18 protein-coding genes and 2 tRNA genes are annotated in these 19,229 nt (G+C 46.6%); 19 read left to right on the top strand and 1 reads right to left on the bottom strand.

Annotated features, from left to right (window positions below; all coding sequences use genetic code 11):
• Positions 1 to 8 precede the first annotated feature (8 nt).
• From B0187_RS09265 to rsmA, 18 genes are all read left to right on the top strand, one after another.
• A complete protein-coding gene (locus B0187_RS09265) occupies positions 9 to 983 on the top strand; it encodes a RodZ domain-containing protein (RefSeq protein WP_078237577.1) in 975 nt (324 codons plus the stop codon).
• Positions 984 to 992: 9 nt separating this feature from the next.
• Positions 993 to 2,102, top strand: coding sequence for a flavodoxin-dependent (E)-4-hydroxy-3-methylbut-2-enyl-diphosphate synthase (ispG, locus tag B0187_RS09270; RefSeq protein ID WP_078237578.1), 1,110 nt, complete (start codon positions 993 to 995; stop codon positions 2,100 to 2,102).
• 245 nt (positions 2,103 to 2,347) lie between these two features.
• Positions 2,348 to 3,625 (top strand): histidine--tRNA ligase, encoded by a 1,278-nt coding sequence (gene hisS / locus B0187_RS09275; RefSeq protein ID WP_078237579.1) that lies wholly within the window; start codon positions 2,348 to 2,350, stop codon positions 3,623 to 3,625.
• 11 nt (positions 3,626 to 3,636) lie between these two features.
• Positions 3,637 to 4,257 carry a YfgM family protein gene (locus B0187_RS09280; RefSeq protein ID WP_078237580.1) on the top strand — a complete coding sequence of 207 codons (621 nt, stop codon included), beginning with the start codon at positions 3,637 to 3,639 and terminating at the stop codon, positions 4,255 to 4,257.
• Between the two features lie 194 nt (positions 4,258 to 4,451).
• Entirely contained in the window at positions 4,452 to 5,132 is a 681-nt protein-coding gene (gene pnuC / locus B0187_RS09285; RefSeq protein WP_078237581.1) for a nicotinamide riboside transporter PnuC, read from the top strand.
• A 150-nt stretch (positions 5,133 to 5,282) separates the two neighbouring features.
• Positions 5,283 to 6,086: a phospholipid ABC transporter ATP-binding protein MlaF gene (gene mlaF, locus B0187_RS09290; RefSeq protein WP_078237582.1), complete on the top strand. Its 804-nt coding sequence runs from the start codon at positions 5,283 to 5,285 to the stop codon at positions 6,084 to 6,086.
• Entirely contained in the window at positions 6,079 to 6,855 is a 777-nt protein-coding gene (gene mlaE / locus B0187_RS09295; RefSeq protein ID WP_078237583.1) for a lipid asymmetry maintenance ABC transporter permease subunit MlaE, read from the top strand. The genes mlaF and mlaE overlap by 8 nt, the downstream gene beginning before the upstream one ends.
• 86 nt (positions 6,856 to 6,941) lie before the next feature.
• Positions 6,942 to 7,463 (top strand): outer membrane lipid asymmetry maintenance protein MlaD, encoded by a 522-nt coding sequence (mlaD, locus tag B0187_RS09300; protein WP_078237584.1) that lies wholly within the window; start codon positions 6,942 to 6,944, stop codon positions 7,461 to 7,463.
• Positions 7,464 to 7,532: 69 nt separating this feature from the next.
• Complete coding sequence (gene mlaC / locus B0187_RS09305) at positions 7,533 to 8,171, top strand: phospholipid-binding protein MlaC (protein WP_078237585.1); 639 nt, start codon at positions 7,533 to 7,535, stop codon at positions 8,169 to 8,171.
• Positions 8,172 to 8,179: 8 nt separating this feature from the next.
• A complete protein-coding gene (locus B0187_RS09310; protein ID WP_078237586.1) occupies positions 8,180 to 8,530 on the top strand; it encodes an STAS domain-containing protein in 351 nt (116 codons plus the stop codon).
• A 9-nt stretch (positions 8,531 to 8,539) separates the two neighbouring features.
• Positions 8,540 to 8,797, top strand: coding sequence for a BolA family protein (locus B0187_RS09315; RefSeq protein ID WP_078237587.1), 258 nt, complete (start codon positions 8,540 to 8,542; stop codon positions 8,795 to 8,797).
• Between the two features lie 94 nt (positions 8,798 to 8,891).
• Entirely contained in the window at positions 8,892 to 10,166 is a 1,275-nt protein-coding gene (gene murA / locus B0187_RS09320) for a UDP-N-acetylglucosamine 1-carboxyvinyltransferase (protein WP_078237588.1), read from the top strand.
• Between the two features lie 231 nt (positions 10,167 to 10,397).
• Positions 10,398 to 11,615 carry a beta-ketoacyl-ACP synthase I gene (gene fabB / locus B0187_RS09325; RefSeq protein WP_078237589.1) on the top strand — a complete coding sequence of 406 codons (1,218 nt, stop codon included), beginning with the start codon at positions 10,398 to 10,400 and terminating at the stop codon, positions 11,613 to 11,615.
• 156 nt (positions 11,616 to 11,771) lie between these two features.
• A tRNA-Asn gene (locus tag B0187_RS09330) sits at positions 11,772 to 11,847 on the top strand.
• A 548-nt stretch (positions 11,848 to 12,395) separates the two neighbouring features.
• On the top strand, positions 12,396 to 13,919 hold the full coding sequence (gene der, locus B0187_RS09335) for a ribosome biogenesis GTPase Der (protein WP_078237590.1): 1,524 nt from the start codon (positions 12,396 to 12,398) through the stop codon (positions 13,917 to 13,919).
• Between the two features lie 82 nt (positions 13,920 to 14,001).
• Positions 14,002 to 15,426 (top strand): bifunctional D-glycero-beta-D-manno-heptose-7-phosphate kinase/D-glycero-beta-D-manno-heptose 1-phosphate adenylyltransferase HldE, encoded by a 1,425-nt coding sequence (gene hldE / locus B0187_RS09340; protein ID WP_078237591.1) that lies wholly within the window; start codon positions 14,002 to 14,004, stop codon positions 15,424 to 15,426.
• Between the two features lie 71 nt (positions 15,427 to 15,497).
• Positions 15,498 to 16,445, top strand: a complete 948-nt coding sequence (locus B0187_RS09345) for a peptidylprolyl isomerase (protein WP_078237592.1) — start codon at positions 15,498 to 15,500, stop codon at positions 16,443 to 16,445.
• Between the two features lie 79 nt (positions 16,446 to 16,524).
• Positions 16,525 to 17,382 carry a 16S rRNA (adenine(1518)-N(6)/adenine(1519)-N(6))-dimethyltransferase RsmA gene (rsmA, locus tag B0187_RS09350; RefSeq protein WP_078237593.1) on the top strand — a complete coding sequence of 286 codons (858 nt, stop codon included), beginning with the start codon at positions 16,525 to 16,527 and terminating at the stop codon, positions 17,380 to 17,382.
• A 55-nt stretch (positions 17,383 to 17,437) separates the two neighbouring features.
• On the opposite strand, the gene gltX is transcribed toward rsmA, so the two are convergent.
• A complete protein-coding gene (gltX, locus tag B0187_RS09355; RefSeq protein ID WP_078237594.1) occupies positions 17,438 to 18,877 on the bottom strand; it encodes a glutamate--tRNA ligase in 1,440 nt (479 codons plus the stop codon).
• Positions 18,878 to 19,069: 192 nt separating this feature from the next.
• On the opposite strand from gltX, the gene B0187_RS09360 reads away from it, so the two are divergent.
• Positions 19,070 to 19,145: transfer RNA gene (locus B0187_RS09360), tRNA-Val, on the top strand.
• The last annotated feature ends 84 nt before the right edge of the window (positions 19,146 to 19,229 follow it).

Below are 19,229 nucleotides of genomic sequence, written 5' to 3' on the forward strand. Positions count from 1 at the left end.
GCTTACCAATGACTGAATCAACGAATGTAATTTCTGAAAATTCTCTCTCTCTCGGACAACAACTCAAAAAGGCACGCGAATCTTTGGGATTAAGCCTTGATGATGTAGTGCAGAAAACCAATCTCAAAAAAAATCATCTTGAATCGTTAGAAAACGATATTTTTATTTTGCAAAATGTTGCCCCTGCGTTCGTGCGTGGTTATGTGCGTAACTATGTGCGTTTTTTACGTTTGCCAGAAGATTTGGTTTCAACGGTAAACTACGGCGAAGTTACCATTCCAAAAGAAGTGCAAAAAGCGGCGGCGAGTGCCAAAGTGGCTCAACAATCGCAAAAACGTTGGTTGAAATGTGGCTCGGTGTTGGTGCTACTCGGCATTATTGGAATGACGGGTGCTTGGTGGTGGCAAGAGTACAAAAAAGACCAAGAAAGCCGTGAAGTGCTAGTGAGCGAAACCACTGCGGAACAAACCGCTACGAATACGCCAGCCGCTAACACGGTTGAAATCCAACCACAACCTGTGGCGACTGAAAGCAGCGTAGCGGTTCAGCCAGTTCAAGCAGAACCTCAACCTGTTCAAGAACCGCCAAAAGCCGAACCAACCGCCCCTGTGGTGAATAACGTTACGGATTTAGCCGCAATTCAGGCAAATCAAGCTCAACCGCAAGCAGAACAAGCGGTTCAAACGGCGGAAAATGCGTTACAACAGCCAACGGAAGCCACCGCAGAGCAACCAGCAGCGGCAAACAACGATGAATTACGCATCGAAATTACCAACGCCCAAAGCTGGATTACCGTGCGTGGCGATAAGAAAAAACGCCTTGCGGAAAAATTATACAATTCAGGCGAAGTGTTAAGTTTCAACGGCAACCAACAATATAGCTTAACGATTGGTGCGCCAGCTAACGTGAAACTTTACTATAAAGGTCAGCAAGTGCCATTAAAAATTGATGGTCGTGTGGCTCGTATCAAACTTCCACAATAATAGAACGCTATGTTAAAAGAACCCCCAATTAAACGCCGTCAATCGACTAAAATCTATGTAGGAAAAGTGCCAGTCGGGGGCGATGCCCCGATTGCGGTGCAGTCGATGACCAACACTCGCACCACCGATGTGGAAGCCACGGTGGCACAAATCAAAGCCCTCGAACGTGTGGGGGCGGATATTGTGCGTGTTTCCGTGCCGACAATGGACGCCGCCGAAGCCTTTAAATTGATTAAGCAACAGGTCAATGTGCCGTTGGTGGCGGATATTCATTTTGACTACCGCATCGCCCTCAAAGTGGCGGAATATGGCGTAGATTGCTTGCGGATCAACCCTGGTAATATCGGCAAAGAAGAGCGAATCCGTGCGGTGGTGGATTGTGCCAGAGATAAAAATATCCCGATCCGCATTGGCGTGAACGCTGGCTCGCTCGAACGTGATATTCAAGAAAAATTTGGCGAACCAACCCCCGAGGCGTTGCTCGAAAGTGCGTTACGCCACGTTGAGATCTTGGATCGCCTCAATTTCGATCAATTCAAAGTGAGCGTTAAAGCCTCAGATGTGTTTTTGGCGGTGGAATCTTACCGCTTGCTGGCGAAAGCGATCAAACAGCCGATCCACTTAGGCATCACCGAAGCCGGTGGGGCGAGAGCTGGGGCGGTGAAATCAGCAATCGGCTTGGGATTACTGCTTTCCGAAGGGATCGGCGATACCTTGCGAGTTTCGTTGGCGGCAGATCCTGTCGAAGAAGTGAAAGTCGGCTTTGATATTTTGAAATCGTTGCGGATTCGTTCCCGTGGGATCAACTTTATCGCTTGCCCAACTTGCTCACGCCAAGAGTTTGATGTGATCGGCACGGTAAACGCCCTCGAACAACGCCTCGAAGACATCATCACCCCAATGGATGTCTCGATCATCGGTTGCGTAGTAAACGGACCGGGCGAAGCCTTAGTGTCGGATCTCGGCGTAACAGGTAGCAACAAAATGAGTGGCTACTACCTTGACGGCGTTCGCCAAAAAGAGCGTTTTGACAACGACAACCTCATCGACCAGCTCGAAGCCAAAATCCGAGCCAAAGTCGCCGCACAACATCAGCGGATTGAGGTTGAGCAAATCTAATTTTGCCCTCTCCCTGATTTTTCTTCTTAACGAAGAAAAATCTGTCCCTCTCCCACAAGTGGGAGAGGGCTAAACTAAAAATGCGGTCGTATCAAAACTCTCTCCCATTGATGGGAGAGAGACAGACAGTAAGAAATGCGTTCAGCATTTCTTACAGAGAGAGGGAACAAGCGGTCAGATCCGCGAGAATTTTTACGAATGGGACGCCACGCTGGCGTCCATATACACATTTAAGAGATACAAATATGGCAAAAACCATTCAAGCAATTCGAGGTATGAACGACCTTTCGCCAACGGATTCGCCTTTGTGGCAATGGATCGAAGGGCAGGTGCGTGAAACCTTTGCGAGCTATGGCTATGCGGAAATTCGTAGCCCGATTTTAGAATCGACTAACTTATTCGCTCGTGGTGTGGGCGAGGAAACGGACATCGTTTCCAAAGAGATGTTTACCTTTAAAGATCGCGATGACGAGAGCCTGACCCTACGCCCAGAAGGGACGGCAGGTTGCGTGCGTGCAGCAATTGAGCACGGTTGGATCTACAATCAAGAACAGCGTTTGTGGTATATCGGACCAATGTTCCGCTACGAGCGTCCGCAAAAAGGGCGTTACCGCCAATTCCACCAAGCAGGCGTGGAAATTTTTGGCATTGCCAACCCCGAAGCCGATGCGGAATTGATCCTCTTAACCGCCCGCTTGTGGGAAAAATTGGGTATTCGTGAACACGTTAGCCTGCAACTCAATTCGATTGGTAGCCTTGACGCACGCAAAAAATATAACGAAGCCTTGGTAGCGTTCCTCAATCAGCATATTGACGTGTTAGATGAAGATTGCAAACGCCGTTTAACCACTAACCCATTGCGGATTTTGGACACCAAAAATGAGCAAATCCAAGCGGTGTTAAACAACGCTCCGAAATTGCACGACTACCTTGATGAAGAAGCGAAAAATCACTTCGCCCAAGTGTGCCAAATTTTGGATCAAATGGGCGTGAAATATGAAATCAACCAAAAATTAGTGCGTGGCTTGGATTACTACAACAAAACCGTGTTTGAATGGGTAACCACCGCACTCGGTTCGCAAGGCACGGTTTGCGGTGGAGGTCGTTATGACGGCTTGGTCGAGCAACTGGGCGGACACGCCACCGAAGGCGTGGGTTTTGCGATGGGCTTAGAGCGTTTGGTGTTGTTGGTGCAAGAAGTGAACCCAACGGTCGCCCTGCCGAGAGCGGTGGATATTTATGTGGTGCATACGGGCGAAGGCACAACGGCGAAAGCCTTTGAACTCGCCGAAAACGTGCGTTCGGCGTTTCCACAACTTCGCACAATGTTGCATTGCAGTGGCGGCAACTTCAAAAAGCAATTCAAGCGAGCCGATAAATCAGGGGCGAAATTGGCTCTGGTGTTAGGCGAAAGTGAAGTGGCGGAAAAAAACGTAGTGATCAAAGATCTGCACGGCGAAGTGGAACAAATCACCGTGTCGCAAGCCAATTTAATCAGCGAACTTCAAGCTCGTTTTAAATAAGAGAGGAAACAATGAGCGATTATTTCAACAAAACCGAAGAACAAGAATTTAACGATGTAAAAAATTGGTTCAAAGCGAACGGCACGCCGATTTTACTCGCGATTATCGCCGTTTGTGGTGCCACATTTGGCTGGAATTTCTGGCAAAAATCGCAACTCGAAAACGCCCAAAAAACCTCGGCAACCTACCAGCAAGTAATGGAAAGCTATTCGCAAGATCCAAGCAAAAACGCACCGCTTGTTGAGAAATTTGTCAGCGAAAATAAAGATTCGAGCTATGCGGTGTTCGCTCAACTCGATCAGGCCAAACAAGCCGCAGAAAAAGGCGATTTTGCCAAAGCGAAAACCTTGTTACAACAAGGTTTGCAAGCGACCTCGGACGCCACTTTACAAACAGTGATCCGCTTCCGTTTGGCGTTAGTCGATTTCCAACTCAACCAATTTGATGATGCCTTGGCAACCTTAGGGCAAATTCAAGATGAAGCGTGGACGCTAAGAAAGCAAATCCTCACGGGCGATATTTTGGTCGCAAAAGGCGATAAAGCCGCCGCCAAAAGTGCTTACCAACAAGCCCTTACCACCGCCCCAGCCCAAGAAAAAAGTTTGATTGAAGTGAGATTGAATAATCTTTAATCAGTTTAAACGCTTAAAACCCCGTTGAAAAAACGGGGTTTTTTATTGAGGTAGAAGCAGTATAAAGTAGAAAATTTGCAAAAATCCCACCCCTTGCATTCGGTTTTTTACTAAAAAATGTGATTTATATCTTACATTTTTTGACTTTTAGGCGTAGAATGTCGCTGTTTTATAATATATATGGAGGCAAAACGATGAATGTTTTAACTTTCGACAAAATTAAACAAGAGCTGTTTAGTGGCTGGAAACCCTTTGAGGTGGCGTGGCTTTTCTTGTTTATTGTGGCTCAAATCGGCGTTTATATTTACGCACCCGATTCCATTTTGGGAATGGTTGCGGGGATTTCGGGCATTATTTGTAATGTGTTTATTAGTAAAGGCAAAATCAGTAACTATTTCTTCGGGCTGATTTTTGCGTATAGCTATTTTTATGTGGCGTGGGGGGCGAATTATCTCGGCGAGATGAATACCACTCTTTACGTTTATATTCCTGCTCAATTTATCGGCTATTTCCTTTGGAAACAGAATATGCAGCAGGCACAAGGGGCTGAGGCGGTGATCGCTAAATCCCTTTCCCTCAAAGGCTGGATTGCGTTGTTGGCGTTTGTGGCGGTCGGCACGTTGCTGTTTGTGCAAGCTCTCAATATGGCGGGCGGTAGTTCAACGGGCTTAGACGGTTTAACCACCATTATTGTAGTGGCGGCACAAGGCTTGATGTTGTTGCGTTACCGTGAGCAATGGGTGTTGTGGATTGTGCTGAATATCCTTTCTATCGTGCTTTGGGCGGAAAATCCGTCAATGTATATTATGTATTTCTCCTATTTGCTCAATGCGATTTACGGTTATTATAACTGGACGAAATTAGCCAAAGCCTAATTCACATTCCTTGACTAAAACTGAAAAAACTACCCGTGCAAGCGGGTGGTTTGTCTATTTTTTTGTCAAATAATTAAAAGCCTTTGACTTTATCGCCAAGTTCGTAGAGTATGGCGACTTTATTTTTTATTCCTAACCAAAGAAAATCGAATGGGTAATACTGAAAATTTGGTTGAAGTGAAGAACTTGACCTTTAAACGAGGGGAACGGGTGATTTACGACAACCTAAATCTGCGGGTGCAGAGAGGAAAGGTTACTGCGATTATGGGGCCATCGGGCATTGGTAAGACGACTTTATTACGGCTTATCGGCGGGCAAATTTTGCCTGAGTCTGGCGAAATTTTATTTGACGGGCAAGATGTTTGCACCGCCTCAAATAAGGCATTGTATGAGATCCGTCAGCGAATGGGTATGTTGTTTCAATCGGGGGCGTTATTTACCGATTTATCCACTTTCGATAATGTCGCTTTCCCCTTGCGTGAACATACCGATTTGCCTGAACCGCTGATTAAAAAATTAGTGCTGATGAAATTGGAAGCGGTCGGATTGCGTGGTGCGGCAGATTTAATGCCGTCTGAATTATCGGGCGGAATGGCTCGCCGTGCGGCGTTAGCAAGGGCGGTGGCACTTGATCCCGATCTGATTATGTATGATGAGCCGTTTACGGGGCAAGATCCGATCAGTATGGGCGTGATTGTGGAACTGATCCGCAAGTTAAATCAAGCCTTGAATTTAACCTCGATTGTGGTGTCTCACGATGTTACCGAAGTGTTGAGCATTGCCGATTACGCCTACATTGTGGCGGATAAACGGATCATCGCCGAAGGCACGCCAGAAATGTTGCGAGCCAGTCAAGATCCGCAAGTGGTGCAATTCTTGGCGGGCAAATCAGACGGGCCAGTGCGGTTCCACTATCCTGCACAACCTTATACAGAGGAATTATTTCGTGATTAAGTTCATCAATCATCTCGGTTCTTCCGTGATACAAGCGGTGCGATCCTGCGGTCGGGCGAGCTTAATGTTATGGGGATCGCTGGTTGGCAAACCACAATTCCGCAAGCATAGCCCGTTGTTGATCAAACAGCTTTATGTGCTTGGGGTGCAGTCGTTACTGATTATTATGCTGTCGGGCTTGTTTATCGGAATGGTACTCGGCTTGCAAGGTTATGTGGTTCTGGTTAATTTTTCAGCAGAGATGAATTTGGGGCAGTTGGTTTCCCTGTCGTTACTGCGTGAATTAGGCCCTGTGGTTACCGCCCTTTTATTTGCAGGGCGAGCGGGCTCGGCTTTAACCGCCGAAATCGGTTTAATGAAAGCCACCGAGCAGTTATCCAGCCTCGAAATGATGGCGGTTGATCCGTTAAGACGGATTATCGCCCCTCGCTTTTGGGCAGGCGTGATTGCAATGCCGATTTTGGCGGTGATTTTTACTGCGATTGGTATTTGGGGCGGAATGTTGGTCGGCGTGGAATGGAAAGGTGTGGACGAAGGCAGTTTTTGGTCGGTAATGCAAAATTCAGTAACGATCAGCGATTTGATCAACGGTTTCATTAAAAGCCTTGCCTTTGCCTTTGCAGTGGTCTGGATTGCATTATTCAATGGTTATGATGCAATGCCAACCTCAGAGGGGATTAGCCAAGCCACCACCAAAACCGTGGTGAACGCTTCCTTAGCGGTGTTGGGCTTAGATTTTATTTTAACGGCGATAATGTTCGGCGGTTAAAACAGCGGAATAAACTGCCTTGAAATTTGAGCGGAACTGACCGCTTGTAAGAGCAATTTATTCATTCTTTACATTTAGGAGTGGCGATGCGTCAATCAATTAAATATGAATTTTGGGTCGGATTATTTGTGTTAATCGGCTTGGGAGCATTGGTTTTCTTAGGATTGCGAGTGGCAAATGTGCAAGGGTTTTCTTCAGAAAAAACTTACACTCTTTACGCAACTTTCGACAATATCGGTGGACTAAAAGTCCGTGCGCCGATTAAGGTGGGCGGTGTGGTAATTGGACGAGTGTCTGATATTCAGCTTGATCCAAAAACTTACTCGCCAAAAGTGAGTATGGCAATCAATCAAAGCTATGATCAGATCCCAGATACCAGCTCACTTTCGATCAAAACCTCAGGCTTACTCGGCGAACAATATATTGCATTGAATGTTGGATTTTCGATCGAAGGCGAAACCGCAATGCTAAAAAATGGTGATACTTTTGTGGATACTAATTCCGCAATGGTGTTAGAAGATTTAGTCGGACAGTTCTTATACGGCGATAAAAAATCGGATAAAACTGACGAACCAAAAGCCGAAGGCGATAAACCAGAGGCAAAATAATCGGGTAAACAGCCGTTTACCTCTAAACATCAACTCGGTGCGTTCCAACGTGCCTTATGGAGTTTAATAATGTTAAAAAACATCAAAAAAATCATTGCAACAAGCTTAGTGGCAATTTCTGCATTTTTCTCAACTCAATCTTTTGCGGAAACCAGTCCTTATGCCTTAATGCAACAAACCGCAGATAAATTATTTGGCGATATTAAAGCAAATCAAGCGGCTATCCGTTCAAATCCAGAGACTTTACGTTCTATCGTGCGTAAAGATTTAATGCCTTATGTTCACGTTAAATACGCAGGTCAATTAGTGTTAGGTAAAGCGTTGTCTTCTGCTTCAGAAGCACAGCGTGAAAAATTCTTTAACGCATTTGGTCAATTTATTGAACAATCTTATGCACAAATTTTAACTCAATATAAAGATCAGCAAGTGCAGATCGAAAGCGAAAAACCTGTTGATGGTAAATCTATCGTGAGCATTCGTGTCAATGTGTTATCATCAGGTTCAGCAGCCCCAATTAAACTTGACTTCAAATGGCGTAAAAACAGCAAAACAGGCGAATGGCAGGCTTATGATATGGCGGCTGAAGGTGTAAGTATGGTTGCAACCAAACAAAACGAGTGGAGCAGTATCTTACGTCAGCAAGGTATTGATGCTTTAACTGCACAAGTTGCACAATCTGCAAAACAGCCAATCACATTAGGTAAATAATCTGTTTTATGAAGCCACAAAAAACATTACAATGGGACATTCAGCAAAATAATGAAAGTCTGTTTGTGAAATTGTCTGGCGAATTAACCAAAGACACGTTGCTTCCGTTATGGAAGCAACGTGCTTCTTTTTTATCGCCGAAGGGCAATCAACATATTTATTGGGATCTCAAACAGCTTGAACAAGTAGATTCCGCAGGCTTTACTTTATTGGCTGAATTACTTCATTTTTATCAACAGCAAACCGAAAACTGCTTAATCAATACGCCAGAAATGGTGAAAACCCTTGCTGATCTTTATGATCTAGACGAGTGGCTTTCGCAATTTTTGGTTTGTGAAAAACAGTGTACAACGCAATAGGAATGATCAATGCAACCTCAACAAATTGAAGAAATCCTCAAACAAGCCTTAGCCGATGTGGCAGAAGTTCACGCACAGGGCGATGGTTCTCATTACGGCGTCATTGTGGTGAGTGATAGCCTCGCTGAATTATCGCGTGTTAAACAGCAGCAAGCCGTTTACGCCCCGTTGGCAGATCTTTTTGCTACCAATGCGATTCACGCTTTAACCATCAAAGTGTTTAGCACCGAAAAATGGAAAACTGAGCGTCTGCTCAATAACCTTTAATTCGGCAAAATCCCGTTACAAGCGGGTAGATTTCGCAAAATTTTCATAAAACCGACCGCTTGCAGGCGGTTCTCAAATTTATTAAGGATTTAGAATGGAAAAATTCCGTGTTCACGGCCCTTTCACATTGAGTGGAACGGTTGATATTTCTGGGGCGAAAAATGCCGCTCTACCAATTCTTTTTGCGGCGATTCTTGCCGAAGAACCTGTTACCTTAACCAACGTGCCTGAATTGAAAGACGTTGATACCACCTTCAAAATCTTACGCCAATTAGGCGTGGTGGTGGAACGTGATGCGAGCGGTGCGGTGCAAATTGACGCCAGCAAAATCAACCATTTCGTTGCCCCTTACGAATTAGTAAAAACAATGCGTGCCTCAATTTGGGCGTTAGCACCGTTGCTCACTCGCTTCCACACAGGACAAGTTTCATTACCAGGTGGCTGCACCATCGGGGCGAGACCAGTGGATATGCACATCGCTGGCTTAGAAAAAATGGGGGCGACCATTGAGCTTGACGAGGGCTATGTGAAAGCCACCGTGAACGGTCGCTTGCGTGGGGCGAGAGTGTTGATGGATAAAGTGAGCGTAGGCGCGACTTTATCGGTAATGATGGCAGGTACATTAGCGAACGGCACAACCGTGATCGAAAATGCGGCACGCGAGCCAGAAGTGGTGGACACCGCCGTGTTCCTCAACAAAATGGGGGCAAAAATTTCAGGGGCGGGGTCTGATGTGATCACGATTGAGGGCGTGGAACGCTTGGGCGGTTGTGAACATCGTATCGTGCCAGACCGTATCGAAACGGGAACTTTCCTCGTAGCGGCAGCGATTTCAGGCGGTCGCATTACTTGCCGTGGCACAAAAGCCGATACCCTTGATGCCGTGATCGAAAAATTGCGTGAAGCAGGAATGCAAGTGGACGTTACCGAAGACACCATTACCCTTGATTCCCTCGGCTTACGCCCGAAAGCGGTCAATATCCGCACAATGCCACACCCTGGTTTCCCAACCGATATGCAGGCACAATTTACCCTGTTAAACGTGGTTGCCGAAGGCACGAGCAAAATCACTGAAACGATCTTTGAAAACCGCTTTATGCACATCCCAGAGCTTATCCGTATGGGTGCGAAAGCAGAAATCGAGGGCAACACCGCTATTTGCCACGGGGTAGAACGCCTTTCCCACGCCGAAGTAATGGCAACGGACTTACGTGCGTCAATCAGCCTTGTGTTAGCAGGCTGTATCGCCAACGGCGAAACCATTGTGGATCGCATTTACCACATCGACCGTGGCTACGAACGCATCGAAGAAAAATTGCGTGGCATCGGGGCGAGAATCGAACGCTTTTCCGCACCAAGCGAAGAGTAAAATTTTCTAAAATCAGACCGCTTGCAAGCGGTCTTTTTACACAAAATTTTTGAGTAAGGCGATTTGGGCGGAAAATCCACAAAAAGTGTGGGAAATCACGGTTAAGCTGTTCCGACCTCTGCCAAAAATCGCCTTTTAACGCTAAAATAAACACATTTTTACTAGCTTATTTGAGCGAACACCTGTAAGCTAGATTTAATTTTTTCACATTGAAATATAGGAATCAAACCAATGAAAAGAGTTGTTATCACAGGCTTAGGCATTGTTTCAAGTATCGGAAACAACAAAGAAGAAGTTTTAGCCTCACTCAAAGCGGGCAAATCGGGCATTGAAACCGTGCCTGAATTTATCGAAATGGGAATGCGTAGCCACATCGCAGGCACGATCAAACTCAACCCTGCCGAGTTAATCGACCGCAAAATCTACCGCTTTATGGGCGATGCGGCGGCTTACGCTTATCTCTCTATGAAAGAGGCGATTGAAGATTCTGGCTTAACCGAAGATCAAGTTTCTAACGACCGCACGGGCTTAGTGATCGGGGCGGGGACAGGTTCAGCCCACAGTCAATTAGTGGCGTGCGATGCGGTGCGTGGCCCGCGTGGCGTGAAAGGGATCGGGCCTTACGCCGTTACCAAAACAATGGCGTCAAGCGTTTCGGCGTGTTTGGCAACCCCTTATAAAATCCGTGGGGTAAACTACTCAATCAGCTCGGCGTGTGCGACCTCGGCTCACTGTATCGGGCACGCAATGGAATTGATCCAACTCGGCAAACAAGATGTGGTTTTCGCCGGCGGTGCGGAAGAATTATCGTGGGAATGTGCCACTGAATTTGACGCAATGGGTGCGGTTTCAACCAAATATAACGACACACCAACCAAAGCCTCGCGTGCTTACGATGCGAACCGTGATGGCTTCGTGATCGCAGGCGGCGGTGCCGTTGTGGTGGTGGAAGAATTAGAACACGCCCTCGCTCGCGGTGCGAAAATCTATGCGGAATTAGTCGGCTACGGTGCAACCTCAGACGGTTACGATATGGTTGCCCCAAGCGGCGAAGGTGCAGAGCGTTGTATGAGACAAGCAATGGCAACTGTAAACGGCGAAATTGAATACATCAACGTACACGGTACTTCAACCCCAGTGGGCGATGTGAAAGAGTTGGGGGCGATCCGCAACGTATTCGGCGATAAAACCCCAGCGATTTCTTCAACCAAATCAATGACGGGACACTCGCTCGGTGCGGCAGGTGCGCAGGAAGCGATCTACTCATTATTGATGTTAGATAATGATTTCATCGCCCCAAGCATCAACATCGAAGAATTAGACGAACAAGCGAAAGGCTTAAATATCGTTACCGAACGCCAAGACAAACCACTGACGACTGTAATGTCTAACAGCTTCGGTTTCGGTGGCACGAACGCTTGCTTAGTGTTCCAAAAATATAAAGGCTAATTATCCTGAAAAATTCCCTCACACGAGGGAATTTTTTTATTTATGTCTATTTTGTAAAGAAAATATAAAAGCATAATTTAGTGTAAAAAATGCCCTTTCCGTTGGTGGGGAATTTGACAGCTAAAACGTTTTAGCCTAATATACGCACCAAGTTATTCCTCCTTAGTTCAGTCGGTAGAACGGTGGACTGTTAATCCATATGTCGCAGGTTCGAGTCCCGCAGGAGGAGCCAACAATTTCCTTTAATTTTACTTTTGTTCTTGTTTTATTTGTCTCCTTTTATAAAACAGTGATTCACACCTCCGGAATTAGAACAAAAGGTTTTGCCCACGGTTTCCGTGGGTTTCTTTTTATCTTTTTAGTTTTGATCGGAAAGCAAAAGGCAACTCGTTGAGTTGCCTTTTTTTCGTTACAAGGGATAGGATTTTGGAAAATTTCATATGCGTTGAGTTTATCGGTAATGCGAAATTTTCAAAAATCCTACCCCTTGTTTGAGTTATGTTACTTTTTCTTTGCTTCGCTAAAGAAAAAGTAACCAAAAAGAAAGGCGACCCTGAGCATTTTGCTTTGTTTCGCGTGTTTCTAATTTCTGCGGTCAATTTGTAAACTCGCTGACTTCGTCAGCTCGAACAGTACAAATTGACCTTGAAATTGACGAAACCGCTCAATGAGACTTTTGAAATCCGCCCATTTCCGCCCGCCCTATTTTTCCGCTATAATACCCCCCATTTTGCCCCATTCAGAAAGAGGGCAATTATTGAATTAAAAGAGGTTTTTAAGATGACACCTGTTGTTGCCCTTGTTGGCAGACCGAATGTGGGGAAATCAACCCTATTTAACCGCTTGACCCGCACCCGTGATGCGTTGGTGGCGGATTTTCCGGGTTTAACCCGCGATCGTAAATATGGACACGCGAATATCGCTGGGCACGATTTTATCGTGATCGACACCGGCGGTATTGACGGTACGGAAGAGGGCGTGGAAGAAAAAATGGCGGAACAGTCGCTTCTCGCGATTGAAGAAGCGGACGTAGTGCTGTTTTTGGTGGATGCCCGTGCAGGCTTAGTGCCAGCGGATGTGGGGATCGCCCAATATCTTCGCCAACGTGAGAAAACCACCGTGTTGGTGGCGAATAAAACGGACGGCATCGATGCCGATTCCCATTGTGCTGAATTTTATCAATTAGGCTTGGGCGAAGTGGAACAAATCGCGGCGGCACAAGGGCGTGGCGTTACCCAACTGATTGAGCAAGTGCTTGCCCCACTCGCGGAAAAATTAGAGAGCGAGCAGGAAGAAACGAACGAAGCGGAAAGCCTCGATCCTAATCAAGAGCAAGACGAATGGGATACGGATTTCGACTTCAACAACGAAGAAGATACGGCGTTAATTGATGAAGCCCTCGCCGAAGAAAATGAAGAAGAAACCGAAAAAAACATCAAAATTGCGATTGTTGGTCGCCCGAATGTGGGGAAATCCACCCTCACCAACCGCATTTTAGGCGAAGAGCGAGTGGTGGTTTACGATATGCCTGGCACGACCCGTGATTCGATCTACATTCCAATGGAAAGAGACGGTCAGCACTACACCATCATCGACACCGCAGGGGTGCGGAAGCGTGGTAAGGTGCATTTGGCGGTGGAAAAATTCTCGGTAATCAAAACCTTGCAAGCGATTCAAGATGCCAATGTGGTGTTGCTCACGATTGATGCCCGTGAGGGGATTTCCGATCAGGATCTGTCGCTACTCGGCTTTATTCTCAACGCAGGCAGATCGCTCGTGATCGTGGTCAATAAATGGGACGGTTTGAGCCAAGACGTGAAAGATCAGATCAAATCCGAGCTGGATCGCCGTTTAGATTTTATTGATTTCGCCCGTGTGCATTTTATTTCCGCTTTGCACGGCAGTGGCGTGGGCAATCTGTTTGATTCGGTAAAAGAAGCCTACGAATGTGCGACTAAAAAATGTTCCACCTCAATGCTCACGCGTATTCTGCAAATGGCGGCGGACGAACATCAGCCACCGTTGGTCAATGGCCGCCGTGTGAAGTTGAAATATGCTCACCCCGGTGGTTACAATCCGCCGATCATTGTGATTCACGGCAATCAGGTGGAAAAATTGGCGGACAGCTACAAACGCTATCTTTCCAACTATTTCCGCAAGAGTTTGAAAATTATCGGCTCGCCGATTCGGATTCAATTCCAAGAGGGCAACAATCCGTTTGCTGGCAAGAAAAATAAACTCACCCCAAGCCAACTTCGCAAACGCAAACGCTTGATGAAGTTTATTAAGAAAAACCGTAAATAAGCCTTTACAAGCGGGTAGATTTTTAAAAATTTTACGCTATCTACCCGCTTGCCCTTGCAATTCATCTTTGAGAGAACGAGAAATGATGCACTATTCCCCTAAATTTGAAAACGCCAAAGTGTTGGTGCTTGGCGATGTGATGCTCGACCGCTACTGGTTCGGGGCAACCAACCGCATTTCCCCCGAAGCCCCTGTGCCAGTGGTTAAGGTGCAAGAGATTGAAGAACGTGCTGGCGGTGCGGCGAACGTGGCGATGAATATCGCCAGTCTCAATGTGCCTGTGGCGTTGCACGGCTTGATCGGGCAAGATGATGCGGGTTCGGCACTCGATAAATTGTTGAACGCCCACCAAATTCAAAATCATTGCGTAGCGTTAGATTCCCACCCGACCATTACCAAATTGCGGATTCTTTCTCGCCACCAACAGTTGTTGCGTTTGGATTTTGAGGAAGGTTTTCACAATGTGGATAGCAGTTCGCTACTCGCTAAATTAAAGGCGGAAATTACCGCTTACGGGGCGTTGATTTTGTCCGATTACGGCAAAGGGACGTTGGATAGTGTGCAGCAAATGATCCAAATCGCTCGCCAAGCGAATGTGCCAGTGCTGATCGACCCGAAAGGCACGGATTTTGAACGCTACCGTGGGGCGACTTTATTGACCCCAAATATGGCGGAATTTGAAGCGGTGGCGGGCAGTTGCAAAGATGATGATGAAATCGTGGCGAAAGGGTTAAAAATGATCGCCGATTATGATTTAACCGCCTTGCTTGTTACCCGTTCCGAAAAAGGAATGACTTTAATTCGCCCAAATCAACCCGCTTTCCATTTACCGACCCAAGCCAAAGAGGTTTATGATGTAACGGGGGCGGGCGATACGGTAATCAGCGTGCTTGCCACGGCGATTGCAGACGGTCGCCCTTATGAAGAAGCCTGCTACCTTGCCAATGCGGCGGCAGGTGTGGTAGTGGGGAAACTTGGCACTTCAACCATTACCCCAACGGAACTGGAAAACGCCATTCATCAACGCAATGAAACGGGCTTCGGCATTATGGGCGAGGACGAATTAAAACGCACTATCGCCCAAGCCAAACAGCGTGGCGAGAAAATCGTGATGACCAATGGCTGTTTTGATATTTTGCACCCCGGCCACGTTTCCTATTTGGAAAACGCCCGTAAATTGGGGGATCGTTTAATCGTGGCGGTGAACAGCGATGCGTCCGTCAAACGCTTAAAAGGCGAAACTCGTCCAATCAACGATTTAGACGCTCGAATGGCGGTGTTGGCGGGCTTGGCTTCGGTGGATTGGGTTGTGCCGTTTGAGGAAGATACCCCACAACGCTTGATTAGCGAAATCTTGCCAGACCTGTTGGTCAAAGGTGGCGATTATAAACCAGAGGATATTGCAGGTAGCCGTGAAGTTTGGGAAAATGGCGGCGAAGTGCGTGTGTTGAATTTTGAAAACGGCTGTTCCACCAGCAATGTGATTAAGAAAATTCAATCTCTCTAAATTTATTGAACCTTCATAATCGATCTCGCTCTAAGAGCGAGATATTTTCGTCATAACAAAAGGAAAAACAGATGAAATTTAATTCAGCGAAATCATTATTCGTTGCCCTCGCCACCGTAATCGGCTTTTCAACTTCGGCACAAGCCTTTGAAGAGCGTGTGGTCGCCACCGTGAATGGGGCGCCGATTATGGCAAGCCAAGTGCAACAAATGCTCGGCAAAAAAGCCAACACTGCCGCCAATCGCAAAGCAGCCTTGGAACAAATTATTGATAACACCCTCGTGCAAAAAGCGATTAAAGAATCAGGCGTGCAAGTGAATTATGCCCAAGTGGATCGTGCGATTGAAGACATCGCCGCTCGCAACGGCTTAACTTATGGTCAATTACTCGATGCCCTTGATTATCAAGGGATTACCCTCAACCAATACCGCCAACAAATCGCCCAACAAATGCTAATGGAAGGCGTAAAACAAGCGACTATCGGTAAAACGATTAAAGTAGAACGTGAAGCGGTGGATCAAACCGCCCAAGATTTGCTCAACAAAGCCAAATCAAGCGGTAAGTTAAAAACGGTTACAGGCTTGCAACACCGTGTGAGCCACATTTTAATCAAAACCAACCCTGTGCTAAACGATAAACAAGCCAAAGCGAAATTAGATCAAATCGTGGCGGACATCAAAGCGGGCAAAATCACCTTTGAACAAGCGGCGGAACAAAACTCGGTGGATTACGCCTCGGGGGCTGACGGTGGCGATTTAGGTTGGAACTTCTTGGAAGTTTATGATCCTGCCTTTGCTAACGTGGCGAGAAAAGCGAAAAAAGATCAAATTTCTACCCCGTTCAGATCACAATTTGGCTGGCACATTTTAAAAGTAACCGACACCCGCCAAGCGGATCGCACCGAAGATGCTTACTACCAAAAAGCCTATGAGCAAATTGTGAATAAACAAGCCCTCGAAGCCTCAAAAAACTGGGTCAAAGCATTAAGAAGAACGGCTGAAATCAAATATGTGGATTAACCGCTAACTTTCATTTCATCAAGAACCTCGCGCTGCGGGGTTCTTTCGTTATTTCAAATCAGAAAAATAAAGGATAACAATGAGCATCAATTCCAAAAAACATTTAGGTCATACCGCCCGTAAACGCTTCGGGCAAAACTTCTTGCACGATATGAATGTGATCCACAATATCGTGGCGGCAATCAACCCGAAAAACGGACAATTTTTATTGGAAATCGGGCCAGGCTTGGGCGCTTTAACCGAACCCGTGGCGGAAAAAATCGACCGCTTGACGGTGGTGGAACTCGACCGAGATCTCGCCGAACGTTTACGCCACCACCCATTTTTGCACCAAAAATTAACCGTGATCGAACAAGATGCATTGCGTTTTAATTTCCGTGAATATTTTGAAAGCCTGAATCTCGGCGAAGATCAAGGGGTTCGTGTGTTCGGCAACTTGCCTTACAACATTTCCACCCCCTTGATGTTCCACCTGTTCAAATTCCACGATTTGATTCAAGATATGCACTTTATGTTGCAAAAAGAGGTGGTAAAACGCCTTTGTGCTGCCCCGAACAGCAAGGCTTACGGGCGTTTAACCATTATGGCGCAATACTACTGCCAAGTAATGCCCGTGCTAGAAGTGCCACCAACGGCATTCAAACCTGCCCCGAAAGTGGATTCTGCGGTGGTTCGCCTCGTGCCACACACCACTTTGCCGCACCCTGTGAAAGATGTTTACTGGCTGAACCGAGTAACCACCCACGCCTTTAACCAACGCCGTAAAACCTTACGCAACGCCCTTTCCACCCTGTTCTCGCCAGAACAGTTGGAAAATCTAGGCATCGACCTCAACGCCCGTGCGGAAAATTTGAGCATCGCCGATTATGCTCGCCTCGCTAACTGGTTGTGCGACAATCCCCCTGAGCTGGAAAAAGTTGAAATTGAAGAAATGTAATTTATATAAAAAATCTCTGCCTTTAGTTATTATAATTTTAGGCAGAGATTTTTATTTATAAGTTTTGAATAAACTTAATCGCTCGATCAAGGCGTGCTAGGGTGCGTTCTTTGCCGACAATTTTGGCAGTGATGTCCATTGATGGCGATTGCCCCGAGCCTGTCACCGCAAGGCGGAATGGCATTCCCACTTTCCCCATTCCGATTTCAAGTTCTTCGGCGGTTTGGTTCATTGCGTGGTGGATATTTTCTACTGTCCAATCGTTTAAAGCGGTTAGTTTTTCTGAAAGTTTTGCAAGGGGGGCGATGGCTTCGGGTTTGAAGTTTTTCGCCACCGCTTTTTCATCGTAAGCGTCAAATTCTTGGAAGAAGTAACCGCTTGCAGCCGCCATTTCTTTCAAGGTTTTGCAACGTTCGCCCAACACGGTTACCACTTCGGCAAGGTTTACCCCGCTGTTTTGGTAGGCAATGCCTTGATCGTTCAAGTGCCATTCGAGGTAGCTTGCCACATAGTTTGGATCGAGGGTGCGAATGTAGTGCTGGTTCAACCATTGCAATTTTTCGGTGTTAAACGCACTGGCTGATTTGCTGACCGATTCTAAATCGAACAATTCGATCATTTCTTGGCGTGAGAAAATTTCTTGGTCGCCGTGTCCCCAGCCTAGGCGGACGAGGTAGTTAATTAGTGCTTCGGGCAAATAACCGTCATCACGATATTGCATTACGCCGACAGCCCCGTGGCGTTTGGATAATTTTTGACCGTCATCGCCGAGGATCATTGAAACGTGGGCGTAAACGGGGATTGGCGCGCCTAAGGCTTTGAGAATGTTGATTTGGCGAGGGGTGTTGTTGATGTGATCTTCGCCACGCACAACGTGGGTGATGCCCATATCCCAGTCGTCCACCACTACGCAGAAGTTATAGGTTGGCGAGCCGTCCGTGCGGCGGATAATCAAATCGTCTAATTCGCTGTTGCTGATTTCGATGCGTCCACGCACTGCGTCATCAAACACTACTGAACCTTCTTGTGGATTTTTGAAACGCACAACGTGCGGTTCGTCTGGTGAGTGAGCGTGATCGCCTAAGCAATGGCGGTCGTAGCGAGGTTTTTCTTTGTTGGCTTCTTGTTGGTTGCGTAATTCTTCCAAACGCTCTTTTGAGCAGTAGCAACGGTAAGCCAAGCCTTGTTCGATCATTTGGTCGATCACTTGATTGTAGCGATCAAAACGCTTGGTTTGGTAGTAAGGGCCGTGTTCCCACGCTAAATTGAGCCATTCCATACCCTCTAAAATGGCAGCTGTGGCTTCGGGGGTGGAACGTTCGAGGTCAGTATCTTCAATGCGTAACACAAATTCGCCTTGATTGTGTTTCGCATAGAGCCACGAGTAGAGAGCGGTTCTCGCACCACCAACGTGTAAATAGCCCGTCGGGCTTGGGGCAAAACGGGTTCTGACTTTGACATTCGGGTCAAGAGGGAAAAGATTTTCGATTTTCATAATTGCCTATTGGTATTTTTTCGAGAAAAAGATACCGCTATTCTACTATGAATTTGACAGGATTTGAGGCGATCATTTGAGGAAAATCGCTATTTTGGGCGATTTTTTCGCCGAACAAGCGGATTTTTGCAAAAAGCGTTTGACGAGAAATTTTAAATCCCTATAATGCCCCCTCGCAACGTTACGCAACTGGGGCGATTAGCTCAGTTGGGAGAGCACCTCCCTTACAAGGAGGGGGTCACTGGTTCGAGACCGGTATCGCCCACCATAATCCAAGTGCTTTCGTTGTATAAGTTTGATTAAAAACGAAATTTCAGTAGATTTTTCGTTGCGAGTGGGCGATTAGCTCAGT

The sequence above is a fragment of the Haemophilus paracuniculus genome, from assembly GCF_002015115.1.
Taxonomy (GTDB): Bacteria; Pseudomonadota; Gammaproteobacteria; order Enterobacterales; family Pasteurellaceae; genus Haemophilus_E; species Haemophilus_E paracuniculus.

Excerpts from the sequence above, each read along its gene's own strand:
- B0187_RS09265 (WP_078237577.1), top strand. The coding sequence starts at position 9 with ATGACTGAATCAACGAATGTAATTTCTGAAAATTCTCTCTCTCTCGGA.
- ispG (WP_078237578.1), top strand. The coding sequence starts at position 993 with ATGTTAAAAGAACCCCCAATTAAACGCCGTCAATCGACTAAAATCTAT.
- hisS (WP_078237579.1), top strand. The coding sequence starts at position 2,348 with ATGGCAAAAACCATTCAAGCAATTCGAGGTATGAACGACCTTTCGCCA.
- B0187_RS09280 (WP_078237580.1), top strand. The coding sequence starts at position 3,637 with ATGAGCGATTATTTCAACAAAACCGAAGAACAAGAATTTAACGATGTA.
- pnuC (WP_078237581.1), top strand. The coding sequence starts at position 4,452 with ATGAATGTTTTAACTTTCGACAAAATTAAACAAGAGCTGTTTAGTGGC.
- mlaF (WP_078237582.1), top strand. The coding sequence starts at position 5,283 with ATGGGTAATACTGAAAATTTGGTTGAAGTGAAGAACTTGACCTTTAAA.
- mlaD (WP_078237584.1), top strand. The coding sequence starts at position 6,942 with ATGCGTCAATCAATTAAATATGAATTTTGGGTCGGATTATTTGTGTTA.
- mlaC (WP_078237585.1), top strand. The coding sequence starts at position 7,533 with ATGTTAAAAAACATCAAAAAAATCATTGCAACAAGCTTAGTGGCAATT.
- B0187_RS09310 (WP_078237586.1), top strand. The coding sequence starts at position 8,180 with ATGAAGCCACAAAAAACATTACAATGGGACATTCAGCAAAATAATGAA.
- B0187_RS09315 (WP_078237587.1), top strand. The coding sequence starts at position 8,540 with ATGCAACCTCAACAAATTGAAGAAATCCTCAAACAAGCCTTAGCCGAT.
- murA (WP_078237588.1), top strand. The coding sequence starts at position 8,892 with ATGGAAAAATTCCGTGTTCACGGCCCTTTCACATTGAGTGGAACGGTT.
- fabB (WP_078237589.1), top strand. The coding sequence starts at position 10,398 with ATGAAAAGAGTTGTTATCACAGGCTTAGGCATTGTTTCAAGTATCGGA.
- der (WP_078237590.1), top strand. The coding sequence starts at position 12,396 with ATGACACCTGTTGTTGCCCTTGTTGGCAGACCGAATGTGGGGAAATCA.
- hldE (WP_078237591.1), top strand. The coding sequence starts at position 14,002 with ATGATGCACTATTCCCCTAAATTTGAAAACGCCAAAGTGTTGGTGCTT.
- B0187_RS09345 (WP_078237592.1), top strand. The coding sequence starts at position 15,498 with ATGAAATTTAATTCAGCGAAATCATTATTCGTTGCCCTCGCCACCGTA.
- rsmA (WP_078237593.1), top strand. The coding sequence starts at position 16,525 with ATGAGCATCAATTCCAAAAAACATTTAGGTCATACCGCCCGTAAACGC.
- gltX (WP_078237594.1), bottom strand. The coding sequence starts at position 18,877 with ATGAAAATCGAAAATCTTTTCCCTCTTGACCCGAATGTCAAAGTCAGA.